A 21,811-nucleotide genomic window follows, 5' to 3' on the forward strand; every position below is an offset into this window, starting at 1 on the left:
CCATTTTCTATCTCTGCTGCGCTTATGAGTTTTATTCAACGTATGAGGTTACGAGCGGCCTGCTTAGGGTTAGGGCTGCTAACGCTATCAGCAACGCCTAGTGCGGCAGCAGAAAGAGTAATTGTTCGTCTAGGTCCCTTGAGTCAGTCGATCGAACTGAGCGATCTAGAAACTTTTGCTGAAACGGGGAAGGTGCCTGAGCGGCTAAAGCTGTATCAGCAATTTCTAACACCTTCTTTGCAGCAGTCTTTACGACAAGAACTAGAGCTTGATCCAAGGATGAGCGATCGCATCATTGATGATGTTCTAGCATCGGCTAATGGCGAACTGCTGCTCGATACGCTAGGGCAGGTCGCACCTAATGTGACGATTCCACAGATTCAGGCCGCTATTCGCCTAGCGGCTAGTCAAGCAGACGGGCTTAATATGCTAGATATCTTGCGCGCTATCCCGCAAGAGACACTGGAAGTAGATGTTACCCAGGCGATCGCGCTGGCCTCTCAGCTTAATCTTTCTAATCTAGAAAGTCGCTCACTTAGCGGCGTTTTAGATCAAGAGCTACACGTAGATAACCCACCGCCTATACTTAGCGATCTTCGGCCTGAGCTATCAGGCGATGCGACTGTTTTTCAGCAAGCAGTTAGCTTTGAAGATCGTAGTCGCGATCGCACCATTCCCGTAGAACTGTACTGGACTGGAAGAACTCAGGGGCCGCTGGTGATGCTTTCTCATGGCTTCGGGGCGGATCGATTTTTTCTAGACTACATTGGCAAACACTTAGCCTCTCATGGGCTGACGGTTGTCTCTGTCGAGCATCCTGGCAGTAATCTGAGCACCCTAGTCGAATTACCCGTCGATCCAGATATTGCCGAAAATCCTAGTCGCATTCTCCCGGCCCAAGAATTTCTAGATCGGCCTAGAGATATCAGCTTTGTGCTTGATCAGCTAGAGCGGCTTAATCAGCGTAGCGTCTTCTACCAAGAACGATTTCGCACCCAAGAAGTGTCTATTATTGGCCACTCGCTAGGTGGCTACACGGGACTCGCCCTAGCTGGCGCGAAATTGGACTTGCGATCACTCGACAGCTTCTGTAAAAACATTCAGCCATTAGGCGTTTCTCCTGCTGATTGGCTACAGTGCGCCGCTGCGGATCTAGAAGAACAGCAGGCCGATTTAACAGATAGCCGGATCCAACAAGTCATTGCTATGAACACGCTAACAGGTCAGCTCTTTGGTGAGGCGGGCCTCTCTGAAGTCTCTGTGCCGACCCTGCTGCTAACGGGGACCAAAGACAGCGTTACCCCAACTTTAGACCAGCAGCTCGGGGCGTTTACTCAGCTCTCTGGCGAGAAATATCTGCTCGCTGTAATTGGCGGGACTCATCTTAGCGTTGGCGATCCTGGTAACGTCAATCCAGCCTTGACGGAGCTACCGTTTATGGCAGAACTAAAAGTTGAAGAAACTGCCAACTTGCGACTGCTACTACAGGGCGTTGCTTTGAGCTTTGTCAAGCAGCAGACTGATGAAGCTGCCGACTACAAACCTTTTTTAAGTTCAGCCTATGTTCAATCTTTCTCTACTCTAGATCTACCGCTGAGGCTAGTTGAGACCCTACCCAATAGCGTTCGCAGCTGGTTGGCCTTTAGCGATCGCATCTCTGCGAATACTGCTTTGCCGCCGCTGACTAGTCGGCTAATGGCACTAGGCTACTTGAGTTCGCTTGCCCAAAAAGAAGACTGGCAGCGAGCGCTTACCGCTCAGCTACAGGCAAATCAGGTGGTCACGGTGCTGCGATCGCCGCTGCCGTTCATCATTGGCTGGTAGGCAAGCTTAAACATTCTAGGCGTTAGGATTCTAAGCATTAGGAAAAATTGAGTTTCGTTTACTTTACTTTGGTCTTTGGGGTCAGTTGTTCTGCCAGAATGGAAACCTATTCAAGCTTTGAGTGTTAAGTATCAATTTTCCTCCGGAGAGAAGATCGAATGTCGGATAATCGCAAAAGTCAGGTAGTCACCCAAGGCGTTCAGCGGGCTCCTAACCGAGCGATGCTGCGAGCTGTCGGCTTCCAAGATGGTGATTTTAAAAAGCCAATTGTCGGCCTTGCCAATGGCTATAGCACCATCACGCCTTGCAATATGGGCATCAATACCCTGGCAATTCGCGGCGAAGCCGCACTAAAAGAAGCAGGTGCAATGCCCGCAATGTTTGGCACCATCACCATCAGCGACGGCATTTCGATGGGAACAGAGGGGATGAAGTACTCCTTGGTTTCTCGTGAGGTGATTGCCGATTCGATTGAGACCGCCTGCACTGGGCAGAGCATGGACGCGGTGCTAGCAATTGGGGGCTGCGACAAGAATATGCCAGGAGCGATTATTGCGATCGCTCGGATGAATATTCCTTCTATTTTTGTCTACGGCGGCACGATCAAACCCGGTCATTTAGACGGCGAAGATCTAACTGTTGTCAGTGCCTTTGAAGCAGTCGGTCAATACAGTGCTGGCAAAATTGATAAAGAGCGACTAGACGCGGTAGAGCGACATGCTTGTCCGGGGGCGGGTTCTTGCGGTGGCATGTTTACCGCGAACACCATGTCTTCTGCAATCGAAGCGATGGGCCTGAGTTTGCCGGGTTCTTCGACCATGGCTGCAGAGGATGAGGAAAAGGCGGTCAGCACTGAGAAATCTGCCTTTGCCCTCGTTGAAGCAGTTCGCAAGCAGATTTTGCCCAAGGACATCTTGACGCGAAAGGCATTCGAAAATGCGATCGCGGTGATTATGGCCGTAGGCGGATCGACCAATTCGGTTTTGCACTTGCTTGCGATCGCCCACACTATCGGCGTAAAACTGACCATTGACGACTTCGAGGCAATTCGGAACAAAGTTCCCGTCTTCTGCGACCTCAAGCCTTCAGGCCGCTACGTCGCCACTGACTTGCATAAAGTGGGTGGCATTCCCCAGGTGATGAAAATGCTGCTAAACGAAGGGCTGCTTCACGGCAACGCGCTCACCATCAGCGGCCAAACCATCGCCGAGACTTTGGCCGATATCCCTGACCATCCCCCCACCGACCAGGATGTGATCCGCCCCTTCAACCAGCCGATGTATGCCCAAGGGCACCTTGGCATCCTCAAAGGCAATCTCGCCCCCGAAGGCGCAGTCTCCAAACTTACTGGTATCAAAAACCGCAGCATCACAGGCCCGGCTCGCGTCTTTGAATCTGAAGAGGAGTGTCTAGACGCGATTTTGGCCAACAAAATCAAGGCAGGCGACGTGATTGTTGTGCGCTACGAAGGGCCAAAAGGCGGGCCGGGGATGCGTGAAATGCTCGCTCCTACTTCTGCCATTATCGGTGCTGGACTGGGTGACTCTGTGGGTCTAATCACCGACGGTCGCTTCTCGGGCGGTACCTACGGCATGGTCGTTGGTCACGTGGCGCCTGAGGCCGCTGTCGGCGGCACTATTGGCCTAGTCAAAGAAGGCGATTCTATCACCATCGATGCGGATAAGCTGCTGCTGCAGGTGAACGTTGCTGATGAAGAACTCGCGCAGCGCAAAAGTCAATGGAGCCCACCGCAGCCCCGTTACGACCGAGGCGTATTAGCGAAGTACGCAAAGTTAGTGTCCTCCAGTAGCAAAGGCGCAGTGACCGACAAAGACCTGTTCTAGAGGTCGCTATTAGAGATCCGCTAGAAGTTAAACGGAAGAATAAGCATCAGGAGATACTATCGGCTGAGTTCTCCTGATGTCTTAAAGATTAAAGAGAGTGACGATGAGTCGGTACAGTATGACTATTCAGTGGTCAGAAGAAGATCAGCTGTTTCTGGTGACGGTACCAGAATTTGTAGGACGAGTGCTGATGCCTTGTACCTACGGAAAAACTCGTGAAGAAGCCCTGCAGAACGGCGAAGAAGTTATTGATATGTATATAGAAGCTTGGCAAGCTGAAGGTGACTCCATTCCCGAGCCGAGTGTTTTGCAGACAGCATAGTTTAGAAGAAATAGTTTAGAGGAAGAAGCCATCTGCCTCAACGTTATCTCGTCTTCACCGATTGCATGATCTCAATTAGAGTCTGCTGCATTTCTGGGGTGGCAGATACGATGATCTCAGCTTGGCGGTAGTTCTCGCAGGCCGAAGGGGGCGGGAGTGGCTTGCCGTCGTAGGTGGTAAGGCAGTATCCCATTTCTTTAGCCATCCAGGCGAGCGCGGCGGTGTCGATAAATTGAGCACTCGCTAAGATGACGCCCGATACCTCGCCGGTTAGTAGACCATTAATCGGTGGAACGGGCACTTCTGAAGAGTATTCGGTTTTAAGATCGACGACAGAGTAGTGCTTTCTAACAACGTCAGCAATTGGACTGAGCGCCGTTCCTAAAACGATTTTCTCTTTGGGGCTTTCTATCTTCAACGGCTTACACTGATCGAGATCATCACTCATGCTGCCTACGAAGGTCCCCCGATCTCGCAGGCTGTAGTAATAGCGATCGCTGGCAGGACTGAGTGCGATCGCCGCTTCAAATCCATCCGCATTAATCACCGTCAGCATCACCAGATAATTCGGATGGCCATCCATGTAATAGCGCGTGCCATCAATTGGATCGAGCGTAATCAAATAATCTTCCTGCGGGCCAAGATCGATCGCCTTAAAGTATTTGGTGTTGTAGGTAGACTCATATTCTTCGCCGTAGAAGCGCACGTCGGGAAACTTGGCGAGCAGCGTCACTTCTATAAAGTTCTGAATCGAGAGATCAGCGTCGGTCAGCGCGTTGGCAAACACATGATCGCCCTCGTATTTATCGGGATGGATGGCAATCCGCTCTTGGATCTGCTGCGCGTAGGCCCCTGCCACCTTCAGAAAAGGGAGCAGCGCAGACAAAATATCTTTGGGAGAAGGCGGTGCGGACATACTTAGGTGAAGGGATTATAGCGATGGACTACTTACTTTCTAATGATTTGTTCTTTGAGGTAGATGCGAAAGTTGATTTCCGCACTCGTCCCATCTTTACCTTCATCTATGAACTGATACAAGTCTTTGGTCACAAAAGATCCAGTAAGCCCCGTAAAGACTATCATCAGTCAGTTTGCTCTTTAGTTTGCTGCTGTATCCAATCGCGCAACCGATCTTCTGCGTCGAATTCATCTTGTTTAGCATGGTCTAGAAAGTTGTATAAGTCTTGCTTCTCTACAACCGGGAATATAGGGCTTCGTTCTACTTCGGTATAGGCACCACCTTCAAGAACATATATTCGCAGAAAGCGACCGTCAAACCGCCATAGTTCAGCAACGCCCATCGCTGCGTAGAGTTGGTTTTTGTCAATATCGGTGTGGGTGATATCAACTTCTACTACCAGATCTGGCGGTGGATCTTTTTTAAAATCTACGTTGCGACCAGCGACTTTGTCCCAGTTTCTAATGTAGTAGGCTTTATCGGGCTCTGAACCTCGATCGAGATCTTCTCTATCTAACGTGGTTGACCCCATTGTTTTCCATTTTATGCCTAGACCTCTAGCTACGATCTTGATGAACGCTGCTATAAATTCACTTGCCTGCTCATGGTCTTCTAATGGCATAGAGATCTCTAACGTTCCGTGCGAATAAGTGAGCCGAGACGCTCTAGTTTGAGGCAGCGCACCTAAGATCTGCTGGTACTGAGCCCAGGTAAGGTCTCTTAGGGCGACACGGTTTTCGCCACTAGCTACTTTGGGTGGATTCAAATAGGGTCTTACAGGGGTAGTGACCATGGCTTCGAGAGAGTACGCAATTTTTAAGATCGATTCTATAGCTTCTGTCAGGTGGCTCTTGGGTCAGTTAGGACAGCCGCGATCGCTAATACCAGTAGCGGCCCACAGCTAACCTGACTAACAATCATCTGGGCAGTCATCTGGGCAGTCATCCGGGCGAAGCTTCTTTGAAAGCGTTATGCGTCAGTCTATTGCTATTTCTGTGTATTTAGTATGGCAGACGCTAACAAAGCCTTTGTAACATCTGAACTTTAGTTGCCGTAGACTAGAGCTTGATTTGTCGACTTTACGGGCACTACCGCTTTTCATGAAACATATTGCGATCGCAGGTGCCGGACCTGCTGGCGTGGCGACTGCCCTACTGCTCGCGCAACAGGGACTGAAAGTCACTTTGGTAGAACAAGAGCCAAAGTTTGATCGGTTCTTTCGCGGTGAGGGATTGATGCCTTCTGGCCTGGAGGCTCTGTATCAGATGGGCCTAAAGGAAACTTTCTCAAAGATTCCTTCGCGGCGGTTGGATGCGTGGGATTTCTACGTCGGTGGGCGGCGGCGAATGCGGGTGAAAGAGCCAATCCTTAAGGGCATATCGACTCAGATTTTTAACCAAACAGCGCTGCTAGAGGCGATGGTGGAGAAGGCAAAGGCACTACCAAATTTCGAGTTTTGCCCAGGGTGGCAAGTGGTGGATTTTTTATGCGATCGCCTCAAAGATACCGTGACTGGTCTGCGGGTCAAAAAGTCAGGTCAGAGCCGAGATATTTCCGCCGATGGCGTGATTGGGGCGGACGGTCGCTATTCCCGGGTACGTAAGCTGGCTGGACTGACGCTAAACGAATCGCCTACGCAGTTCGATGTGCTGTGGTTCAAACTGCCTGCGCCGCCATCGCTGAAGAAAGAGACGCCATTTGTCGCCTGCTTGCAGCCAGATAGCCAGTTTGCCTTTTACCCTTCGTGGGATGGGCGCTTGCAGATCGGCTGGATTGTGGAGAAGGGAGGAGAAAAAGGAAAAGTAGGAGAAGAGAAAAGAGCGAGACTCTCTCAACTCAAAGATCGCGATTGGATTGAACGGTTTGCCGCGGCGCTGCCGCCTAAGCTAGCTGAGCATTTCCGTAACTATAGAGACGAGTTGGAAGGACCGATCTTTTTGGATGTGCAAGTGGGCTGCTGCGAACAGTGGAGCATTCCAGGACTGCTGCTGATCGGTGATGCGGCGCATCCGATGGCGCCTAACCGGGCACAGGGGATCAACATGGCGCTGCGAGATGCGATTGTGGTGGCCAATCATTTGGCGCAAGGTGCCAATCGCAAGGTGTCCAACGAAGTTTTTGGTACCATTCAAAGCGAGCGACAGCCGGAGGTGGAGGCGGTGCAGAAGATGCAGCTAGCCGAGTGGCGGAAGGTAGAATTTATCTCACGGCCTGGTTTGCCGTATCAAGGATTCAAGGCGATCGCTTCTACATTTGGCCGTTTTGAGTTTGCCCAAAAGATCTGGCTACATGAGCAAAAAGGACTCAGAGAAGGAGTTGTGCCCGTCAATCTGAATGTCTAATAGCTCTCTGATCAGATACCAGCAGCGAAGAGGAATCGGCTAATATTGGCGAGAAGCTGAACTGAGCGGTTTAGCTTTTGATACAGCGATATCTCAGTCAGTCTACCTATGCTTTCCTCCTTACTTCGACGAGGCCAATCTCTTAATCTATCTAAAACGCCCTTATCGAAGCGCTCTCCGAGCAAAAGCCTATTCCAGGCGAAGTCACACACTCTAAGCCTTGCTGCCAGCTTTTTAGGAGGACTATGCCTAAGTGGACTTTGGCCGATAGCGATCGCTCGTCCAGTGATGGCCGCTGAAGAAGTCATTCTAAATTACGGCTTTATTGAGATTTCGACTTCGGTCGAGGCGCTACGACTTTATGCACAGACAGGGCAGGCAAATGAGGAGCTTTCGCCCTACATCAACTTTTTGAGTGAAGATCAGCGATCGCAGTTTCGCCAGGCATTACAGGCTAGACGAGACATTAGCCCTGTGAACATCGCTCAGTTTCTAAACTCAGGCATTGGTGAAAATATATTGCGCTCGGTTGGGAACATTATCCAGACCAAAAGACGGCTCAACGGGGCCAAGGGACTGCGCGGAGCGCTGGTATTAGCTGCCGCTGAGCCGGAAGGACTGTCTGTGTTGAGCGTATTAGACTACTTCCCGACTAGGGCTGTGCGGATCGATTCAGGCCAGGCGTTTCGTGGACTCGGCTCTTTCACTGGCCTGATTCAGGATACGCAAAACGCGATCTCGGCCATCGCTAGTCGCAGTGTCCCTCCTTCGGCTATTAGCGCGCCTGTGCCTCCACTAGAAGTACTTTCTACGCCAGGTCCTTATCAGGTCACACAGCAAGTGCTGACGTTTGTCGATCAAACTCGCGAACGCACCATTCCCACCGATCTCTATCTGCCAGTCGATGCACCGCCAGCACCTGTAATTATCTTTTCTCATGGATTAGCAGGCGATCGCAAAGGCTTCTTGAATGTCTCACGTCACCTAGCGAGTCATGGCTACGCAGTTGCAGCGCTCGATCACCCCGGCAGCAATCGGGCTCAGCTAGATGCGGTACTTAGCGGTAACGAAAGAGAGATTGCAACACCCGGTGAATTTCGTGATCGCCCCTTAGATGTGTCTTTTCTGCTTGACGAACTCACCCAGCTAAACTCAGGTGATAGGGGCTTCGTGGGCCAGTTGAACTTAGACCAGATTGGTATCGTCGGTCATTCATTCGGCGGCTACACTGCCCTTGCTCTGGCGGGTGCCCGGCTCAATCACGATACGTTAGCCGCTAACTGCGCCTCAGACGACTTTATTTTCAACGCTGCTAATCCATCTATGCTGCTGCAATGCACCGCTTTGCTCGATCCTGCTCAGTTTAGCGCTGAGCTAAAAGACGGGCGCATCAAAGCTGTCATTGCCTTAAACCCGGTTACCAGCAGTCTATTTGGACGCAGCGGCTTTGCTCAAATCGATATACCGAGTCTGATTGTTTCAGGCTCCAACGACCCAGTAGCGCCCGCTTTGCTAGAACAGATTCGTCCTTTTACCTGGCTAAGCCAGTCTCCAGACGCTCCGGCGCACTTTTTGGCACTGATTCGAGGCGGATCTCATCTCTATGAACTTCCAGAGGTAGAAGGGGCTGATCCTACCTTGACTAGCGGCTTACTCAACAGCGACCTTCCTCTAGTCGATAGCTACCTCGAAGCGCTTGCTCTCAGCTTTTTTCAGGCTGAACTCAAACAAGATCCGACCTATCGAGCGGCGCTTGATGACGCTACGGTTGTACAAATTGGTAGACAACCTATTCCGCTTTATCTAGTTAGTAACCTAAGAGCGAACCAACTGCGACCAGCTCCGGAAGCGCCCCCCGCTGAATCGGTTCCGACTTCTGTTTTGCCCTTCTAGTCCGATATCATAGACTACCTAGAACAATTCTCGCTGACTGGAATTTCCAGTTGACCTGCTATCTCCATGACTTTGAAAGTTTACGGTATTCCTAACTGCGGTACTTGCAAGAAGGCGATCGCTTGGCTAGAAGACAAAGGCATCGACTACGAATTTATCAACACCAAAGAACAGCCGCCGACTCAGCCCATGGTTGAGAAATGGGTGGAAGCGCTTACCGCTAGACCGATGCGGAATACTTCTGGGCTTTCGTACAGAGCCTTGGGCGAAGAAAAAAAGACCTGGAGCGATCAGCAGTGGATAGAGGCGTTTGCAAAGGATGCGATGCTGCTGAAACGGCCCCTGTTTGAAAAAGATGGCACGGCGGTGATGGCTGGTTTTCGAGCCAAAGAGGAAGAGAAAATAGAAAAGCTATCCGCCTGAAGGTTCAGAAGGCTATAGAGGTTTGTTCTACATGCTTAGTAGCCGTCGTGCTATGTACCCAGATTGCTATCTGAGAAGTCGATATGCTTTTATGACGCTACCGGCTTCGATAGGGCAAGAGAACATCTACGCTCAAAAACACCTGTGATTAGCCAGTTATCAACATCCTTCCTCGCTTTCAAAAAGGTCGGCCTCGGCATCTCTTCAACAAACAGCTCGTCCATAACATCTTCGATCAAGAGACTTAACAACCTCTAGCCGTTGTGTCGCCCTTTCACTATCCGCTTAGCATAAAACTCTAGATAGTGTAAGACTCTAGGCTAAGCACTCTCTAGAATTGAAGGCATGGCATCAGAAACAACAGATGTTGTTATTATCGGCAGCGGTATCGGTGGCCTGTGCTGCGCTGCATTGCTAGCCCACTACGGCAAGAAAGTAACAGTCTGCGAAAGCCATACCCTGATCGGTGGTGCGGCTCACGGCTTCGAGCGTGATGGTCATCGTTTTGACTCTGGGCCTTCCCTATATTCGGGGCTGTCCGAAAGTCCTTCGCCCAATCCGCTGCGTCAGGTGCTCGACATCATCGGCGAAGATATTGCCTGGGCCAACTACGATACTTGGGGCTGCCGTCTGCCCGAGGGCGATTTTGATACCTCTGTAGGCGCCGACCAGTTTTGTGAGGTCTTGCAAAGGCTGCGCGGCCCCAAAGCTGTGGCCGAATGGCGAGAGCTTCAGCGCGTTATGCAGCCGCTGGCTAGTGCGGCGGTGGCGCTACCTACTGCCGCTGTTCGCTTCGACTGGGGCGCGGTGAGGACCGCAGCGCCTTTCGTGCCAAAGCTACTAAAGCACAGCCTGAACACGCTGAAGCTGACCGGGCCTTTTAGCCGGGTGATGGACGGCGTGATCACCGATTCGTTTGCGCGCAACTGGCTAGATATGCTGTGCTTTTTGCTCTCCGGCTTGCCTGCGAGTGGCATCAGCACCGCAGAGGTTGCCTTTATGTTTGCCGATTGGTATCGGCCGAATGTGCAGCTTGACTATCCGATTGGAGGATCAGCGGCGCTAGTAGAGGCATTGGCTAAAGGGGTGACTAAGCACGGCGGCGAAATCAGAACCGGCTCGCACGTAAGCTGGATTACTGCTGAGGAAGGCAGGGTAACGGGCGTGGCGCTGCGAAGCGGCGAAAAGATTGCGGCGCAGACTGTTATTTCTAACGCTTCGATCTGGGACACACTGAAGCTAGCGCCCGACGGCGTCTTGCCTAAGAAGTTTGTCGAAACGCGATCGCAAATACCGCCGTGTGAAAGCTTTATGCATTTGCATCTGGGCATAGAGGCACAGGGCTTACCAGCAGATTTAGCCTGTCACTACATCGTGGTCAACGACTGGGACAAAGGCGTAGATGCTCCTCAAAACCTAGTGCTAATTTCGATTCCGTCCGTGCTCGATCCTTCACTGGCACCACCAGGTAAACACACGCTGCACGTCTACACCCCTGGCAATGAGCCCTATGAACCCTGGCAGGGGATGAACCGAGGCAGCGCCGCCTACGCAGCCCAAAAGCAAGCGCGATCCGAAGTGATGTGGCAAGCACTAGAAAGAGTCATTCCGGATATCCGTCAGCGGACAACGCTGAGCCTAACTGGAACGCCACTGACGCATGAGCGCTATTTGAGTCGATATCGGGGTTCCTATGGCCCAGCAATTCAGGCTGGAAAAGCGCTCTTTCCTGGACCGCTCACCCCAATCAAAGGCCTGCTATGCTGCGGCGACTCTACCTTTCCTGGCATTGGACTACCCGCAGTCGCAGCCAGCGGAATGATCGCAGCCCACTCGCTGATTCCAATCTCTCAGCACCAGAAATCGCTTGGCGCTATTACCATCTAAAATTTTACGAAAGCTTCAGCCCAAAAGCCTTCAGAAAAAATAGAGCACTGAGGGCAGCGTAGAGTTATAGGCTTTGCCCTCTCACTGAGTAGTCGTCAGTGGCTACAGCGTCTATAGAGACAGTTACGCTGTTGTTTTTCTTTCTTCTACAGAAGGATTGGTGGAAACCACAAACGAGTTTCCTGTAGATCGCTCTAGCGCCTGTAGCCAGCGCAGCTTCAGCAGATTAGGATTGTCATTAATCATCCGGGCCGCGTTTGCCAGATTCCGTAGTGCCGCGGTCTCGCCTCTTGCCCGCTCAAGCTGGGCAATCCCCTCCTGTTTAGCCTGAGCGACCTTGGTGTATAGGTCGCGTAGCTTTCCTGGTAGCATCAGATCTTTGATACTAACCTGAGTCAGACGTAGCCCTAGTGGCGCGACAGCGGGTGTGGTGCGCTCAAGAATTTGCCGACTAAGAATATTACGGTTCATGAGCAGCTCTTCCATTGTGACCTCACTCACCACTTCTCGCAGCCCATCTTGCACCGTTTTGTACAGAGCCGTGGAGTACGCCGCTACCTTATTGATCGCAATTTCTGGGCTTACCACTTCATAGACCACGCTCAGACTCACCTTCAGGCTAAGTCCGTCAGCGGTCAAAATTTCTTGCCCAGGTACAGATACGTACTGCGAACGAACATCCACTTTACGAATCACTCTGCTACCAAAAATCGGCGTAACCCAGTATTGACCGGGCGGCAATTCCCGCCTAAAGCGACCCTTTATGTACTCTAGTCCGCGCTCGTATTCAAAAACGGTGATCCGCATCTATTGGTATCGATCAAAAATTTTAAGGCTTCTTGGCGACTGCCCCAAGTTCACTAGCGGAGGTCTTAACCTGCAAAGCCGGTGTTCTTTCTGTACCCGAAGGTCGAGCTGTCGCCAAGAAGCTGGTAGGAGCTGATCCTTAGCAAGTCTTTCCAGACTCTTGAGCATAGAGAAGGGCAATATGCCAAACCCAATCAGTGATACTGCCGGGGGGTGCTGACCATCCTCTCTGTAGGTTTAAACATACCTGGAGGGCTGTTTCTCGGCTACAGATTTTTTGATTATTTGAACCAACTCACACCTGAACTCGTTTCAAACTGTTAACCCTTTCTCAGGAAACTGTCGGACTTATCATATTTCTCACGACACAAGAGAAACCTTTCCAATTAGGTTGTTTGAGAGATCAAAACCGGTTTGGCTTTGTTATACTTGTTTACATAACGTTTCATAAAACTTAACGTCCTACTTTCTTTTCACTTACATAATGAACATCTCCTCTCTCGCTAACCTAGTTTTTAAGCCTAACGTCAGCGCGAATACTGCTTCACAGGCAACCCTTGCGATCGCCCGCGTCGTCCTCGGCCTGATGATGATCCACAACGGTCAAGATAAGCTTGCTGATATCGAAAGCTTTGCTCAGGCATATGTTGCCTACCTTGGTCTGCCTTTCCCTATTTTCCTTAGCTACGTTGCTGCCTACACTGAGCTAATTGCCGCGCCTTTGGTGATGGTGGGTCTCTTTACTCGACCTGCTGCCTTTGGCCTATTTAGCACCATGTGCGTCGCGATGTACCACCACGTCAAGGTTGCCGGTCTAAGCCTACCTTACCTAGAGCTCTCTGCAATCTACGCGGCGTGTTTCTTGTACTTCACTGTGAATGGTCCTGGACTGTTCTCTTTTGACGCACTGATCGCCAATCGCATTGATGCAAGTGCGCTATCTGCAAGAGCTAAGCAAGTCATGCGTTTAGAAAAAGCATTCCAAGCTGAGAGCGTTCAAAAGTCTGAGGTTACCGCCCAGTAGATGCCCAGTAGACTTCGATAGCTAGTTTGCTCATGCATCGAAAAGCTACTTGAGCTGTAAGCGATCCAGCATTAAAGCTGTTTAGTCTAAAACTTTCAATTACCCGAAATCTCCAAATTAATAGCGGTCTTGTCTATGGCAAGACCGCTTTCGTTTTGTGCTGGCAATGGCGCAAAGGTATACAGTTGAAAAAATCATTTGGAGCGCTACCTTTGACACGCACTATCCCACTACATTTTGTCGATGAAGAGCAACTCAAACATGGCTACGTCAATCAGTCAGTGTGGCTAGAGATGTCTGGATTTACCGCCAGACCCGGCAGTCACTGTCTGCTACCTTCTGCCGATGGTGAGCTAGACCAGGTGCTAGTCGGCAAGCCTGAAACCTTTGACACTTGGACACTAGGTGCGCTCTCTCAGAGTTTACCTGCCCAGAAATACTTCCTAGCCGATGATTTTTCGGCTGATATCGCCACTAAGCTCTGTCTGGGCTGGGTTCTCGGCCAGTATCGCTTCACCCGCTACAAGCAGCTAGCAGACGCCTTACCTGAACTCGATTTTCCTGAGAACGTAGACGATAGATACGTGACTGCTGCTGCTGAAGCCACTTATTTAGTCCGCGATCTAATCAACACACCCGCTCTAGACATGGCCCCACAGCACCTAGCAGAGGCTGCCCAACAGCTAGCCAAACACTTTGGAGCCGTCTGCGAGATCACTCAAGGAGAAGCGCTAGTAGAAAAGAACTACCCTATGATCTATGCGGTGGGCCAGGCCAACAGTGCGCCCAGTGCGCAGACGCCTAGACTCATTGATCTGAGGTGGGGCGAGGCGGGTAATCCTACGGTCACCCTAGTGGGCAAGGGCGTCTGTTTTGATACGGGTGGATTGAACATTAAAGCGGCCACTGGGATGAAGCTGATGAAGAAAGACATGGGCGGCGCCGCTCAGGTGCTTGGGCTCGCTAAAATGATCATGCAGCTGAAGGTGCCTGTAGAACTGCGGGTATTGGTGCCGGCGGTTGAAAACAGTATCTCCAGTAATTCAACTAGGCCTTCAGATGTGCTGACTGCGCGTCAAGGCACAACGGTAGAAATTGGCAATACAGATGCAGAAGGCAGGCTAGTGCTAGCCGACGCGTTAACAGAGGCCAGCAGTGAATCGCCGGATCTGCTAATCGATTGCGCCACACTGACTGGAGCAGCGCGAGTAGCGGTTGGCGCAGAGATTGCCGCGCTATTTTGCAATGATGATGAAACTGCTGACGCTCTTTTGGCGGCGGCAGAGGGGGTAGACGACCCGCTGTGGAGACTGCCTTTGCACAAACCTTACCGAGCCATGCTAGAGAGTAAAGTTGCTGATCTCAACAATATTTCTAGTACGCCCTATGGCGGCTCGATTACAGCGGCGCTATTCTTACACGAATTTATCCAAGAACAAAGACCCTGGATCCACCTCGATTTGATGGCCTATAACACCCGGTCGCTGCCAGGACGCCCAGAAGGCGGTGAAGCGATGGGAATGCGAGCGTTATTTGAGCTGATTCAGACACGATTTGGACACGATTCTAGCGATCGCGCGATTTAGTAATGCCAATTAGTGCCGATAGCCTCTACAATGGCACAAAATTTTGATAAAGATTATTTGATGCGAAAGGCTAAACTCTATATTTAGTGGGAATTTAGTCGGAACTGTAGAGCTACTTTACATATCAGATATTCTTGACAACTTAGGATGACCTATCCTGGGTTTGCACATAGTGCCTGTACGAATCTACTAGCTACCGGGTTTTGCTGCCATGACATCTACTCCACCCGCTTCCGCTTCTGATTCTATTTCAACTTCAAGCGTCGATTCTGCCACGGCTCGACCTCGAAAAGGTATCCCTGCAGGCTTGTTCTGGCCGCTGGTATGGACGGCAATTCTGATGGTGGCGGGCGCAGTTGGCTGGCGAGCTGTGTCGGTAATGACGCGCAATCCACCTTTGCCCAAGTGTAGTCAGATTTCGAGCGTTAGCCCGGATCGCGAACGACTGCTATGTGCGCAGATGAACGTGCAGTCGGGCTCGGCGCAGGCGCTAATCGATGCCATTGCGATGGTTGAGTCCTGGCAGGTGTCAAATCCTGAGTATGACGAAGCGAATCGACTCATGAACCAGTGGGCTAGGGCGCTGCTGCCAGAACTAGAGAAGATGGTGCAGCGTGGTGAAATCAGGCAGGCGATCGCGCTAGCTAAACGAATTCCTAGCCGGGTTGAGGTCTATCCCAAATTGAAAAGTGCGATCGCTACTTGGGATAACGAATGGACCATCGGCAAAGAGATAGTCTCGAGCGTTGAGCAAAGCATTAAGGCTCAAAACTGGTCTGGTGCCCGCCGAGACTTGCAGCGTCTAAAACTGATGAATAGTAACTACTGGGTGCTTACTCGCTACGCTCAGCTAGAGGCGAAAATAGCCAGAGAAGAAAATGGTCGCCGCCTATTGAAAAAGGCTAGAGCGCTGGCTGCTCTGAGTGAGAAGACAGGTGATTTAGACAAACTGGGTGAAGCCTTAACGACCGCTGAGGCGATCGACCTCGAAACGTCCGCCTGGAAAGACGCTAAACCTGATATTAATCGGTGGGCAGAACGCGCTTTGCACCACAGCTTTCAAAAGTGGGAAGCAGAAGATATTGAGGCGGCAATCAAAATTGTGCAGTTCGTGCCGCCCGATTTGGCGGTCAGCCCAGAGGCCCAAGACCTACTGCACTTTGGCCACGCTCAGCGCTTGGCGAATAGTAAATCAGACCACTGGGCTCCGTCCTATGGTCAAATCTATAACTTATTCGAAGCGCTTCAAGCCGTCCAACGCATTTCTTTGAACAGTCCCTTCTATCTTGAGGCGCAAGATAGTGCCATTGAGTGGCAGCAAAAGCTAGACGATCTTGTGAAGCTACAGGCGGCTGATGCCCTAGCGAAGATTGGCCATAAAGCAACCTATCGTATGGCCATTGCGAAAGCCGAGCAGATTACCCAAGAGCGTCCGCAAAGAATTCAAGCGCAGACCTTGATCTCTCACTGGAAGAAAGAAATTCAGCGGATCGAAGATCAGCCCATACTAGATCAAGCGGTGCAGATCGCCACCAAGGGAGATAAGGAGAATCTGCGTCAGGCGATCGCTCAGGCGCAGAAAGTAGAGCAGGGTAGGGCGCTGCGAATTGAAGGACAAACCCATATCGCTCGGTGGCAAGATCAAATTGAGATTATCGAAGATCAGCCCATTATGGATCAAGCTCAAAAGCTGGCTAACAGTGGAGATTTTAGAGATGCGATCGCTCAGGCCAAGCAGGTCAAAACCGACCGCGCGCTCTACGATACTGCCCAAGCTGCTGTTGCAAAATGGACCACAGAAGCTGAAATCCTTGAAGATCGCTCGATCTTGATTAGAGCCGAAAACCTAGCCGCGATTGGTCACCTTTCAGCAGCGATCGACGTTGCCTATCAAATCGCACCGGGCCGGGCGCTTTATAATGAAGCGCTCAGCAGTATTGCCCTATGGGAAGACGAGCGGGCATACATCTGGTCTTTAGAAGAGCCCCTCGAAGAGTATGATGACGACTACAGCGAAGATAGCGATTACAGTGAAGATGGCGATTACTACGATGAGGATAGCTATAGCGACGATTATTAGATGAGTGACGCGACGCGCCCCCAACCTGGCCCTACTCAGAATCCGCTACAGCTCATGCTAGTCGATGCTGACCCGGTGTTTCGCCTAGGTTTAAAGGTGTGGCTAGAGCAGCAGAGCGACTTCACAGTCGTTGCCGAAGCAGGCAGCTCAGACGAAGCCCTCGCCGAGGTGCGATCACGTTTTAGTACTTACCGGCAGTCCCTAGACGATCCAGCCCTACGCCAGTCCGGTCGGCGCACTACTCCTCCAATTGATCTGATTTTGCTCGATCTAGGTATTGGGGCCTTAGACCCTGATGCTACGCCAGGGCTTAGCCTATGCCAGCAGATCAAGACAGACTTTCCAGACCTACCTGTCCTTGTTTTAGGTACCCGCGATGAACCCGTGCTTCAATCTGCGGCCGAACGCATGGGCGCAAACGGCTACGGCACCCGCAGTATGTCCGTTCGCCGCCTTGCTCAACTGATTCGCCAAGCTGCCGATCCAAATCAAACTCGTCCAACTAACGCCCCCACGCCTTCTATCCCCACAGCAGAACGTAGCCAAAGCCCCCTCTCAGCCCTGAGCGATATTCCTGGGCCGCTAACCGCTATGCGCATCAGCATGCGGCTCTCAGGTCTCAGGCAAATTGACAAGGCCCTGTTCGATGTCAACTTGGCTCGTCAGCAGACGAGTTCCTGGCTAAAGCAGACCATTCTAGACGGCAAAAAGCGTGAGCTGACCGCAGCTCGATGGCTGATGGCGGCGCTATGGAGAACGCCTGGCTTTGAGGATAAGACAGTAGGAACGCCAAGGAGTCGGCAAGTCGGTGCGTCTGGCATGAGCCGGTCTAACCCTAGTACCGACTGGCTGAGACTTGCCGAGCAATCTGCTAGCTATGCGGATAGGACGGCGGCGCGATATCTAGATCGAGAGGCTTTGGTACCAGGTGCGACAGCAGCGTTAGCAAACATCGAATCTCGGCTAGATGGACCTTTGACCGGGCGATCAGGCGATGTACAAAACGCGGTGTTTGAAGGAGTGTTTGCCAAGCTTCAGCGGCCCCTGAAAAATGCAGGCGCGCAGCCGCTAGAGATTGATATTCTCCGATCTGATAAGAAGCTAGAGCTGTTGTATCTCGTGCTAAGGCAGCTAGAAGACTTATTAGAAGATCTACGCGCTTCACAGGTAAAACCAGGGCAGCTACCTGCTAGATCAACGCAGGTCATAAAAGACCTATGGGATGCTGTGAATACAGAGTTTTTCGGCAAGTATTACACCGTCCGTGTGAGCACTGTCGAAGAGGAAGTTGTCACTTTACTACAGCAAGAAAAGCCCTTCGTAGAGACACAAATCTTGAACAATATTCCGCTAGTGCCAGAACTGTTCGGGCACTGGCTGTTTCAAGAGTCAATGATGATTGAAAGCGAGCTGTATTTGGCAACCACGCCACAGGCGATCGCCTACAGCGAATATTTGCTAGAGAATTTGATGATTCAAGTCGCCAACGCCGTCATACAGCCGCTGCTCAACCGCCTCGCCGATACAGAGTCTATCAAGAAAAGCCTGTACTCTGCTCGGATGATGTCTTCTAGAGAAATTGAGCGCTTTCGAAATGATCTTTCTTGGCGATATCGCCTCAATCGGCTGGTGAATGAACCAAAAGCTATCTTTGAGAGCCGCTACAACTTGTTTGTGCTCACAGCGAAAGGAATTGGTCAAATGTCGATATACTCACCGCGCCGAGCGGAGCTGAACCGGCTAAGGGGAATTCCGCTGGTGGTGACCCTAGCGATCGAAACTAGAGATGCGATCGCGCCTCGTTTGCGAACAGCAATTTCTCTGCTCGGCAATGGCGTAGTGTACGTTTTAACCGAAGTTATAGGTCGAGGTCTTGGGCTAGTAGGGCGTGGTATCTTTCAAGGGATGGGCTCTGCCTGGCAAGACACCAAGCGCAAAGGACAGCCTAAGAACACTTACACTCAACCTGCCTCGCCAAAAGAACAACCCTATCGCAGCAACTATGCCGAAAATCCATATCCACAAGACTTTAGTGAGTGGGAGTAAATGCCAGCGATAAACCCCGATTACGGCCCAGGCAAATAGATAGGATAAAGGTGCGCAGCTTGGCAGATGAATTCGCTAAGAGCTAGCTATACTAAATCATTAAAAAGCTGGTACCTCTAGTTGGCAGCTAAAAGCTAACGAAGAGGTATAGAAGTCGCATAAAAAGTTGAGAACGCCATACCGGAGAGCTGCAGTTCGACAGTTTGACGAAGCTATAGCTCGCACTTTGCTTACTACGCTTAGAAAGGCTTACACCCCTTGTTCTATAGCGCAAAGTGCCATAGCAAAGTGCGTAGGCCTTGCCTTCTCGAAGCGTATGCATCCGCGCTTTGCTACACCTTTACTAAGCAGGTTTCATAGCCGTATATTGCCGTATATTAAACCGCTGCAAATGGATAACCAATCAATGAGCAATCTCTCCGAGTCAGGAAACTTACCAAACTTGATCATCATCGGAGCAATGAAGTCTGGAACCACGAGCCTTCATTACTACCTAGATCTTCATCCGGACATTTCTATGTCCCGCCAGAAAGAACTAGATTTTTTTATTGCTCATAAAACTTGGAAGAAAGGGGTTCAGTGGTATCGAGACAACTTTGCAGATCAAACAGCAAAGATCTATGGAGAATCATCACCCAACTACACCAACTATCCTCGGTGGAAAGGGGTGCCCGAGCGGATGTTTTCTGTGGTGCCGAACGCAAAGATAATCTACCTATTACGCGATCCGATCGAGCGGATGATCTCTCATTATCTGCACGCTTACACCAGCGGCATAGAAAGTAAAAGTGTTGAGGAGGCGTTGACAAAGCCTCTGGAAAAGAACTGGTATATCGCGCGCAGTCAGTACTTTATGCAATTACAGCAATACCTACAGTTTTTTCCAGATTCTAATGTTTTACTAATCACATCAGAAAAGCTATCTAAGTTTCCCCAAGAAACGATGAAGAAGGTTTTTGATTTCATCGGCGTAGATAGCGAATTCGACCTAGACGTAAAACGTCAAAGTTTGGCTAATGTGGTTAGATTCGGTTCGACGATTGGTTCAGACCAGAAATTTGGCAAAAAGTTTCATCAGTCCGCTAACAAAACTCGAAGAACTTTATCAGCAGAGAGTCCACTAGCAAAAACGTTATCTAAGGCGATCGCCTGGATGCCAAATGAAATCAAATCTCCTATCGAAGATATTGTTTATCGCCCTTTCTCTGAGAAAGTTGAGCGCCCTGAAATAGGTCTAGATCTACGCAAGCAGCTATTAGATTGTCTGGCTGAAGATGTGAGTAGTCTTAAGCACTATACAAAATATGATTTTCCAGAATGGAATCTAGAGTGATCTGTAGGCTGAGCATCTGGTTGATATAGGATGCTGCCCCAGTGCGGTATCCGAAATGAGAGAGCGAATACAATCGATAAGATATAGGCCAATACCGCATTAGCATTGAGACCAGGCGGAGAGAAAAGCGGAGCCAACAGTAAGAAGCGACCCCACCTCGAAACCAACGGTGACAGATAGAAAAACAGCGGGATGTACCAGACTAGGCCCATAATCCAAGAGACCGGATTGAACAAATTAATCACATTGAGAAACGCGTAATACTGAAAGTTAGACTCAGTTTGGCGAGTGGCTATCAACAGCAATCCAGTCAGCAACAGTCCACAGAAGATAGCTCCTACCGTATTACTCGCCATCCACGGATTCATTTCTCCACTACTAAAGCTGTGAGCTGCGATTAGATTCGTCGAATCAACAGAATGAACAATTCCGTCAATTACGCCCTGGCCCTGCAAGCTAGTAGATAGCCCTGCCTCTATCTGACCAAAGTAGCCAGGCAGTGTCCGCTTGAAAAAGTTGGTGTAGCTTCCTGGGTCTAAAAGCGGGTAGGGAAGGATAAACAGAACAGCAGCGGATAAGAGCGTCTTGCCCACAAACTGCCACTGTTTGCGATCGCTATAGAAAATGAGTAAGACAAAAGGAAATAGCTTGAGCATGCCTGCAAACGCAAGTAAGAAAGCAGCTACCGACTGGCTACGCCTGTGTAAAAGACTGTAGGAGATCAGGCATAGGTAGACAATTAAAATATCAATTTGGCCTCGTTCTACCGTCGCTATCAGCGGGAAACTAACCATCACAAATAGAACAGCAGTCTCCGGCATCGCAAACTGGCTGCGTCTAACAAAATGAAAGCTCAGCAGCACTGCAAAGACCAGGACTATCAACGTGAACAAAACCTTAGCGTTTTGATAAGGTAGGGCACCTAAAGGTGAAAACACTAGCGCTGCTAGTGGTGGGTATCGAAACCCAGAGTAGGTCTGACTTTCAGAATTTATAGGCCCGTAGAAGTCAGCGCGTACGCCGACATAGTTGACGTAGGGATCTAGTCCTAACAAGGCAGACTTCCCAGCTAGATACATCGAGCGAAAATCAATCTGATAGCTCTCTAATGTGATGTAGCCCAAGAAAACAATAGGTAGAAAATAAACCCCATAAATTCTAGTAAACCGCCAAACGTCTGAGCTTTGGCACAACCGCAGGACTTTCTTGAGCCGGGTTGAAAGGGCCATAAATTATCCCAAAATAGAGTTTAGTTTGACATAGTCCTACCTAAATAAACAATAGATTGAGACGCTCCTCTTCAAGCGAAATAGATACACAAGCGGATGATCGACCTCAGCCTACAATCTAAGTAGTTGGATTGAATAAAGCGGTTGGATTACATTTGATAGCTGATGTTCTAAAAATGCATAGAACTGAAAAAACTAGAACTGAAAAACTGT

17 protein-coding genes are annotated in these 21,811 nt (G+C 50.3%); 12 read left to right on the top strand and 5 right to left on the bottom strand.

The window, feature by feature from the left end; all coding sequences use genetic code 11:
- The first annotated feature begins 24 nt into the window (after nt 1-24).
- From S7335_RS07750 to S7335_RS07760, 3 genes are all read left to right on the top strand, one after another.
- Nucleotides 25-1,824, top strand: a complete 1,800-nt coding sequence (locus tag S7335_RS07750) for an alpha/beta hydrolase (protein WP_157620126.1) — start codon at nt 25-27, stop codon at nt 1,822-1,824.
- 158 nt (nt 1,825-1,982) lie between these two features.
- Nucleotides 1,983-3,668 carry a dihydroxy-acid dehydratase gene (ilvD, locus tag S7335_RS07755; RefSeq protein WP_006456438.1) on the top strand — a complete coding sequence of 562 codons (1,686 nt, stop codon included), beginning with the start codon at nt 1,983-1,985 and terminating at the stop codon, nt 3,666-3,668.
- 103 nt (nt 3,669-3,771) lie between these two features.
- Nucleotides 3,772-3,990 carry a type II toxin-antitoxin system HicB family antitoxin gene (locus tag S7335_RS07760; protein ID WP_038015868.1) on the top strand — a complete coding sequence of 73 codons (219 nt, stop codon included), beginning with the start codon at nt 3,772-3,774 and terminating at the stop codon, nt 3,988-3,990.
- 43 nt (nt 3,991-4,033) lie between these two features.
- Here the strand turns inward: S7335_RS07760 and S7335_RS07765 are convergent, their stop codons facing one another.
- The 3 genes from S7335_RS07765 to S7335_RS07770 are packed head-to-tail and all read right to left on the bottom strand — an operon-like array spanning nt 4,034 to nt 5,741.
- Complete coding sequence (locus S7335_RS07765; protein ID WP_006457651.1) at nt 4,034-4,906, bottom strand: inositol monophosphatase family protein; 873 nt, start codon at nt 4,904-4,906, stop codon at nt 4,034-4,036.
- 32 nt (nt 4,907-4,938) lie between these two features.
- Entirely contained in the window at nt 4,939-5,073 is a 135-nt protein-coding gene (locus S7335_RS29175) for a hypothetical protein (protein ID WP_006455500.1), read from the bottom strand.
- Nucleotides 5,073-5,741 (bottom strand): Uma2 family endonuclease, encoded by a 669-nt coding sequence (locus S7335_RS07770; RefSeq protein ID WP_006453513.1) that lies wholly within the window; start codon nt 5,739-5,741, stop codon nt 5,073-5,075. Before S7335_RS07770 ends, S7335_RS29175 begins: the two co-directional genes overlap by 1 nt.
- Nucleotides 5,742-6,048: 307 nt before the next feature.
- Between S7335_RS07770 and S7335_RS07775 the strand changes: the two genes are divergently transcribed.
- The 4 genes from S7335_RS07775 to S7335_RS07790 all read left to right on the top strand — a co-directional run bounded on the left by S7335_RS07775 (nt 6,049) and on the right by S7335_RS07790 (nt 11,493).
- Nucleotides 6,049-7,290, top strand: a complete 1,242-nt coding sequence (locus tag S7335_RS07775) for an FAD-dependent monooxygenase (RefSeq protein ID WP_038015872.1) — start codon at nt 6,049-6,051, stop codon at nt 7,288-7,290.
- A gap of 108 nt (nt 7,291-7,398) precedes the next feature.
- A complete protein-coding gene (locus tag S7335_RS07780) occupies nt 7,399-9,183 on the top strand; it encodes an alpha/beta hydrolase (RefSeq protein WP_083785052.1) in 1,785 nt (594 codons plus the stop codon).
- Between the two features lie 66 nt (nt 9,184-9,249).
- Entirely contained in the window at nt 9,250-9,606 is a 357-nt protein-coding gene (locus S7335_RS07785) for a Spx/MgsR family RNA polymerase-binding regulatory protein (protein WP_006453905.1), read from the top strand.
- A gap of 345 nt (nt 9,607-9,951) precedes the next feature.
- Entirely contained in the window at nt 9,952-11,493 is a 1,542-nt protein-coding gene (locus tag S7335_RS07790; protein ID WP_006455402.1) for an NAD(P)/FAD-dependent oxidoreductase, read from the top strand.
- 123 nt (nt 11,494-11,616) lie between these two features.
- Here S7335_RS07790 and S7335_RS07795 read toward each other — a convergent pair whose 3' ends face one another.
- Nucleotides 11,617-12,300: a slipin family protein gene (locus S7335_RS07795; RefSeq protein ID WP_006455232.1), complete on the bottom strand. Its 684-nt coding sequence runs from the start codon at nt 12,298-12,300 to the stop codon at nt 11,617-11,619.
- 484 nt (nt 12,301-12,784) lie between these two features.
- Here S7335_RS07795 and S7335_RS07800 point away from each other — a divergent pair, with 484 nt between their 5' ends.
- The 5 genes from S7335_RS07800 to S7335_RS07820 all read left to right on the top strand — a co-directional run bounded on the left by S7335_RS07800 (nt 12,785) and on the right by S7335_RS07820 (nt 20,369).
- On the top strand, nt 12,785-13,324 hold the full coding sequence (locus tag S7335_RS07800; RefSeq protein WP_006453844.1) for a DoxX family protein: 540 nt from the start codon (nt 12,785-12,787) through the stop codon (nt 13,322-13,324).
- Between the two features lie 212 nt (nt 13,325-13,536).
- Nucleotides 13,537-14,910: a M17 family metallopeptidase gene (locus S7335_RS07805; RefSeq protein WP_006457065.1), complete on the top strand. Its 1,374-nt coding sequence runs from the start codon at nt 13,537-13,539 to the stop codon at nt 14,908-14,910.
- A gap of 211 nt (nt 14,911-15,121) precedes the next feature.
- Nucleotides 15,122-16,990 carry a hypothetical protein gene (locus S7335_RS07810; protein ID WP_038015876.1) on the top strand — a complete coding sequence of 623 codons (1,869 nt, stop codon included), beginning with the start codon at nt 15,122-15,124 and terminating at the stop codon, nt 16,988-16,990.
- Nucleotides 16,991-19,036 carry a DUF3685 domain-containing protein gene (locus S7335_RS07815; RefSeq protein ID WP_006455337.1) on the top strand — a complete coding sequence of 682 codons (2,046 nt, stop codon included), beginning with the start codon at nt 16,991-16,993 and terminating at the stop codon, nt 19,034-19,036.
- A gap of 406 nt (nt 19,037-19,442) precedes the next feature.
- The gene (locus S7335_RS07820; protein ID WP_006454574.1) at nt 19,443-20,369 is read left to right on the top strand and encodes a sulfotransferase; all 927 of its coding nucleotides are present in this window, start codon (nt 19,443-19,445) and stop codon (nt 20,367-20,369) included.
- Here S7335_RS07820 and S7335_RS07825 read toward each other — a convergent pair.
- Nucleotides 20,330-21,598, bottom strand: a complete 1,269-nt coding sequence (locus S7335_RS07825) for a glycosyltransferase family 87 protein (protein WP_006453903.1) — start codon at nt 21,596-21,598, stop codon at nt 20,330-20,332. The genes S7335_RS07820 and S7335_RS07825 overlap by 40 nt on opposite strands.
- Nucleotides 21,599-21,811: the final 213 nt, after the last annotated feature.

Origin of the sequence: Synechococcus sp. PCC 7335 (genome assembly GCF_000155595.1) — a bacterium.
GTDB lineage: Bacteria > Cyanobacteriota > Cyanobacteriia > Phormidesmidales > Phormidesmidaceae > Phormidesmis.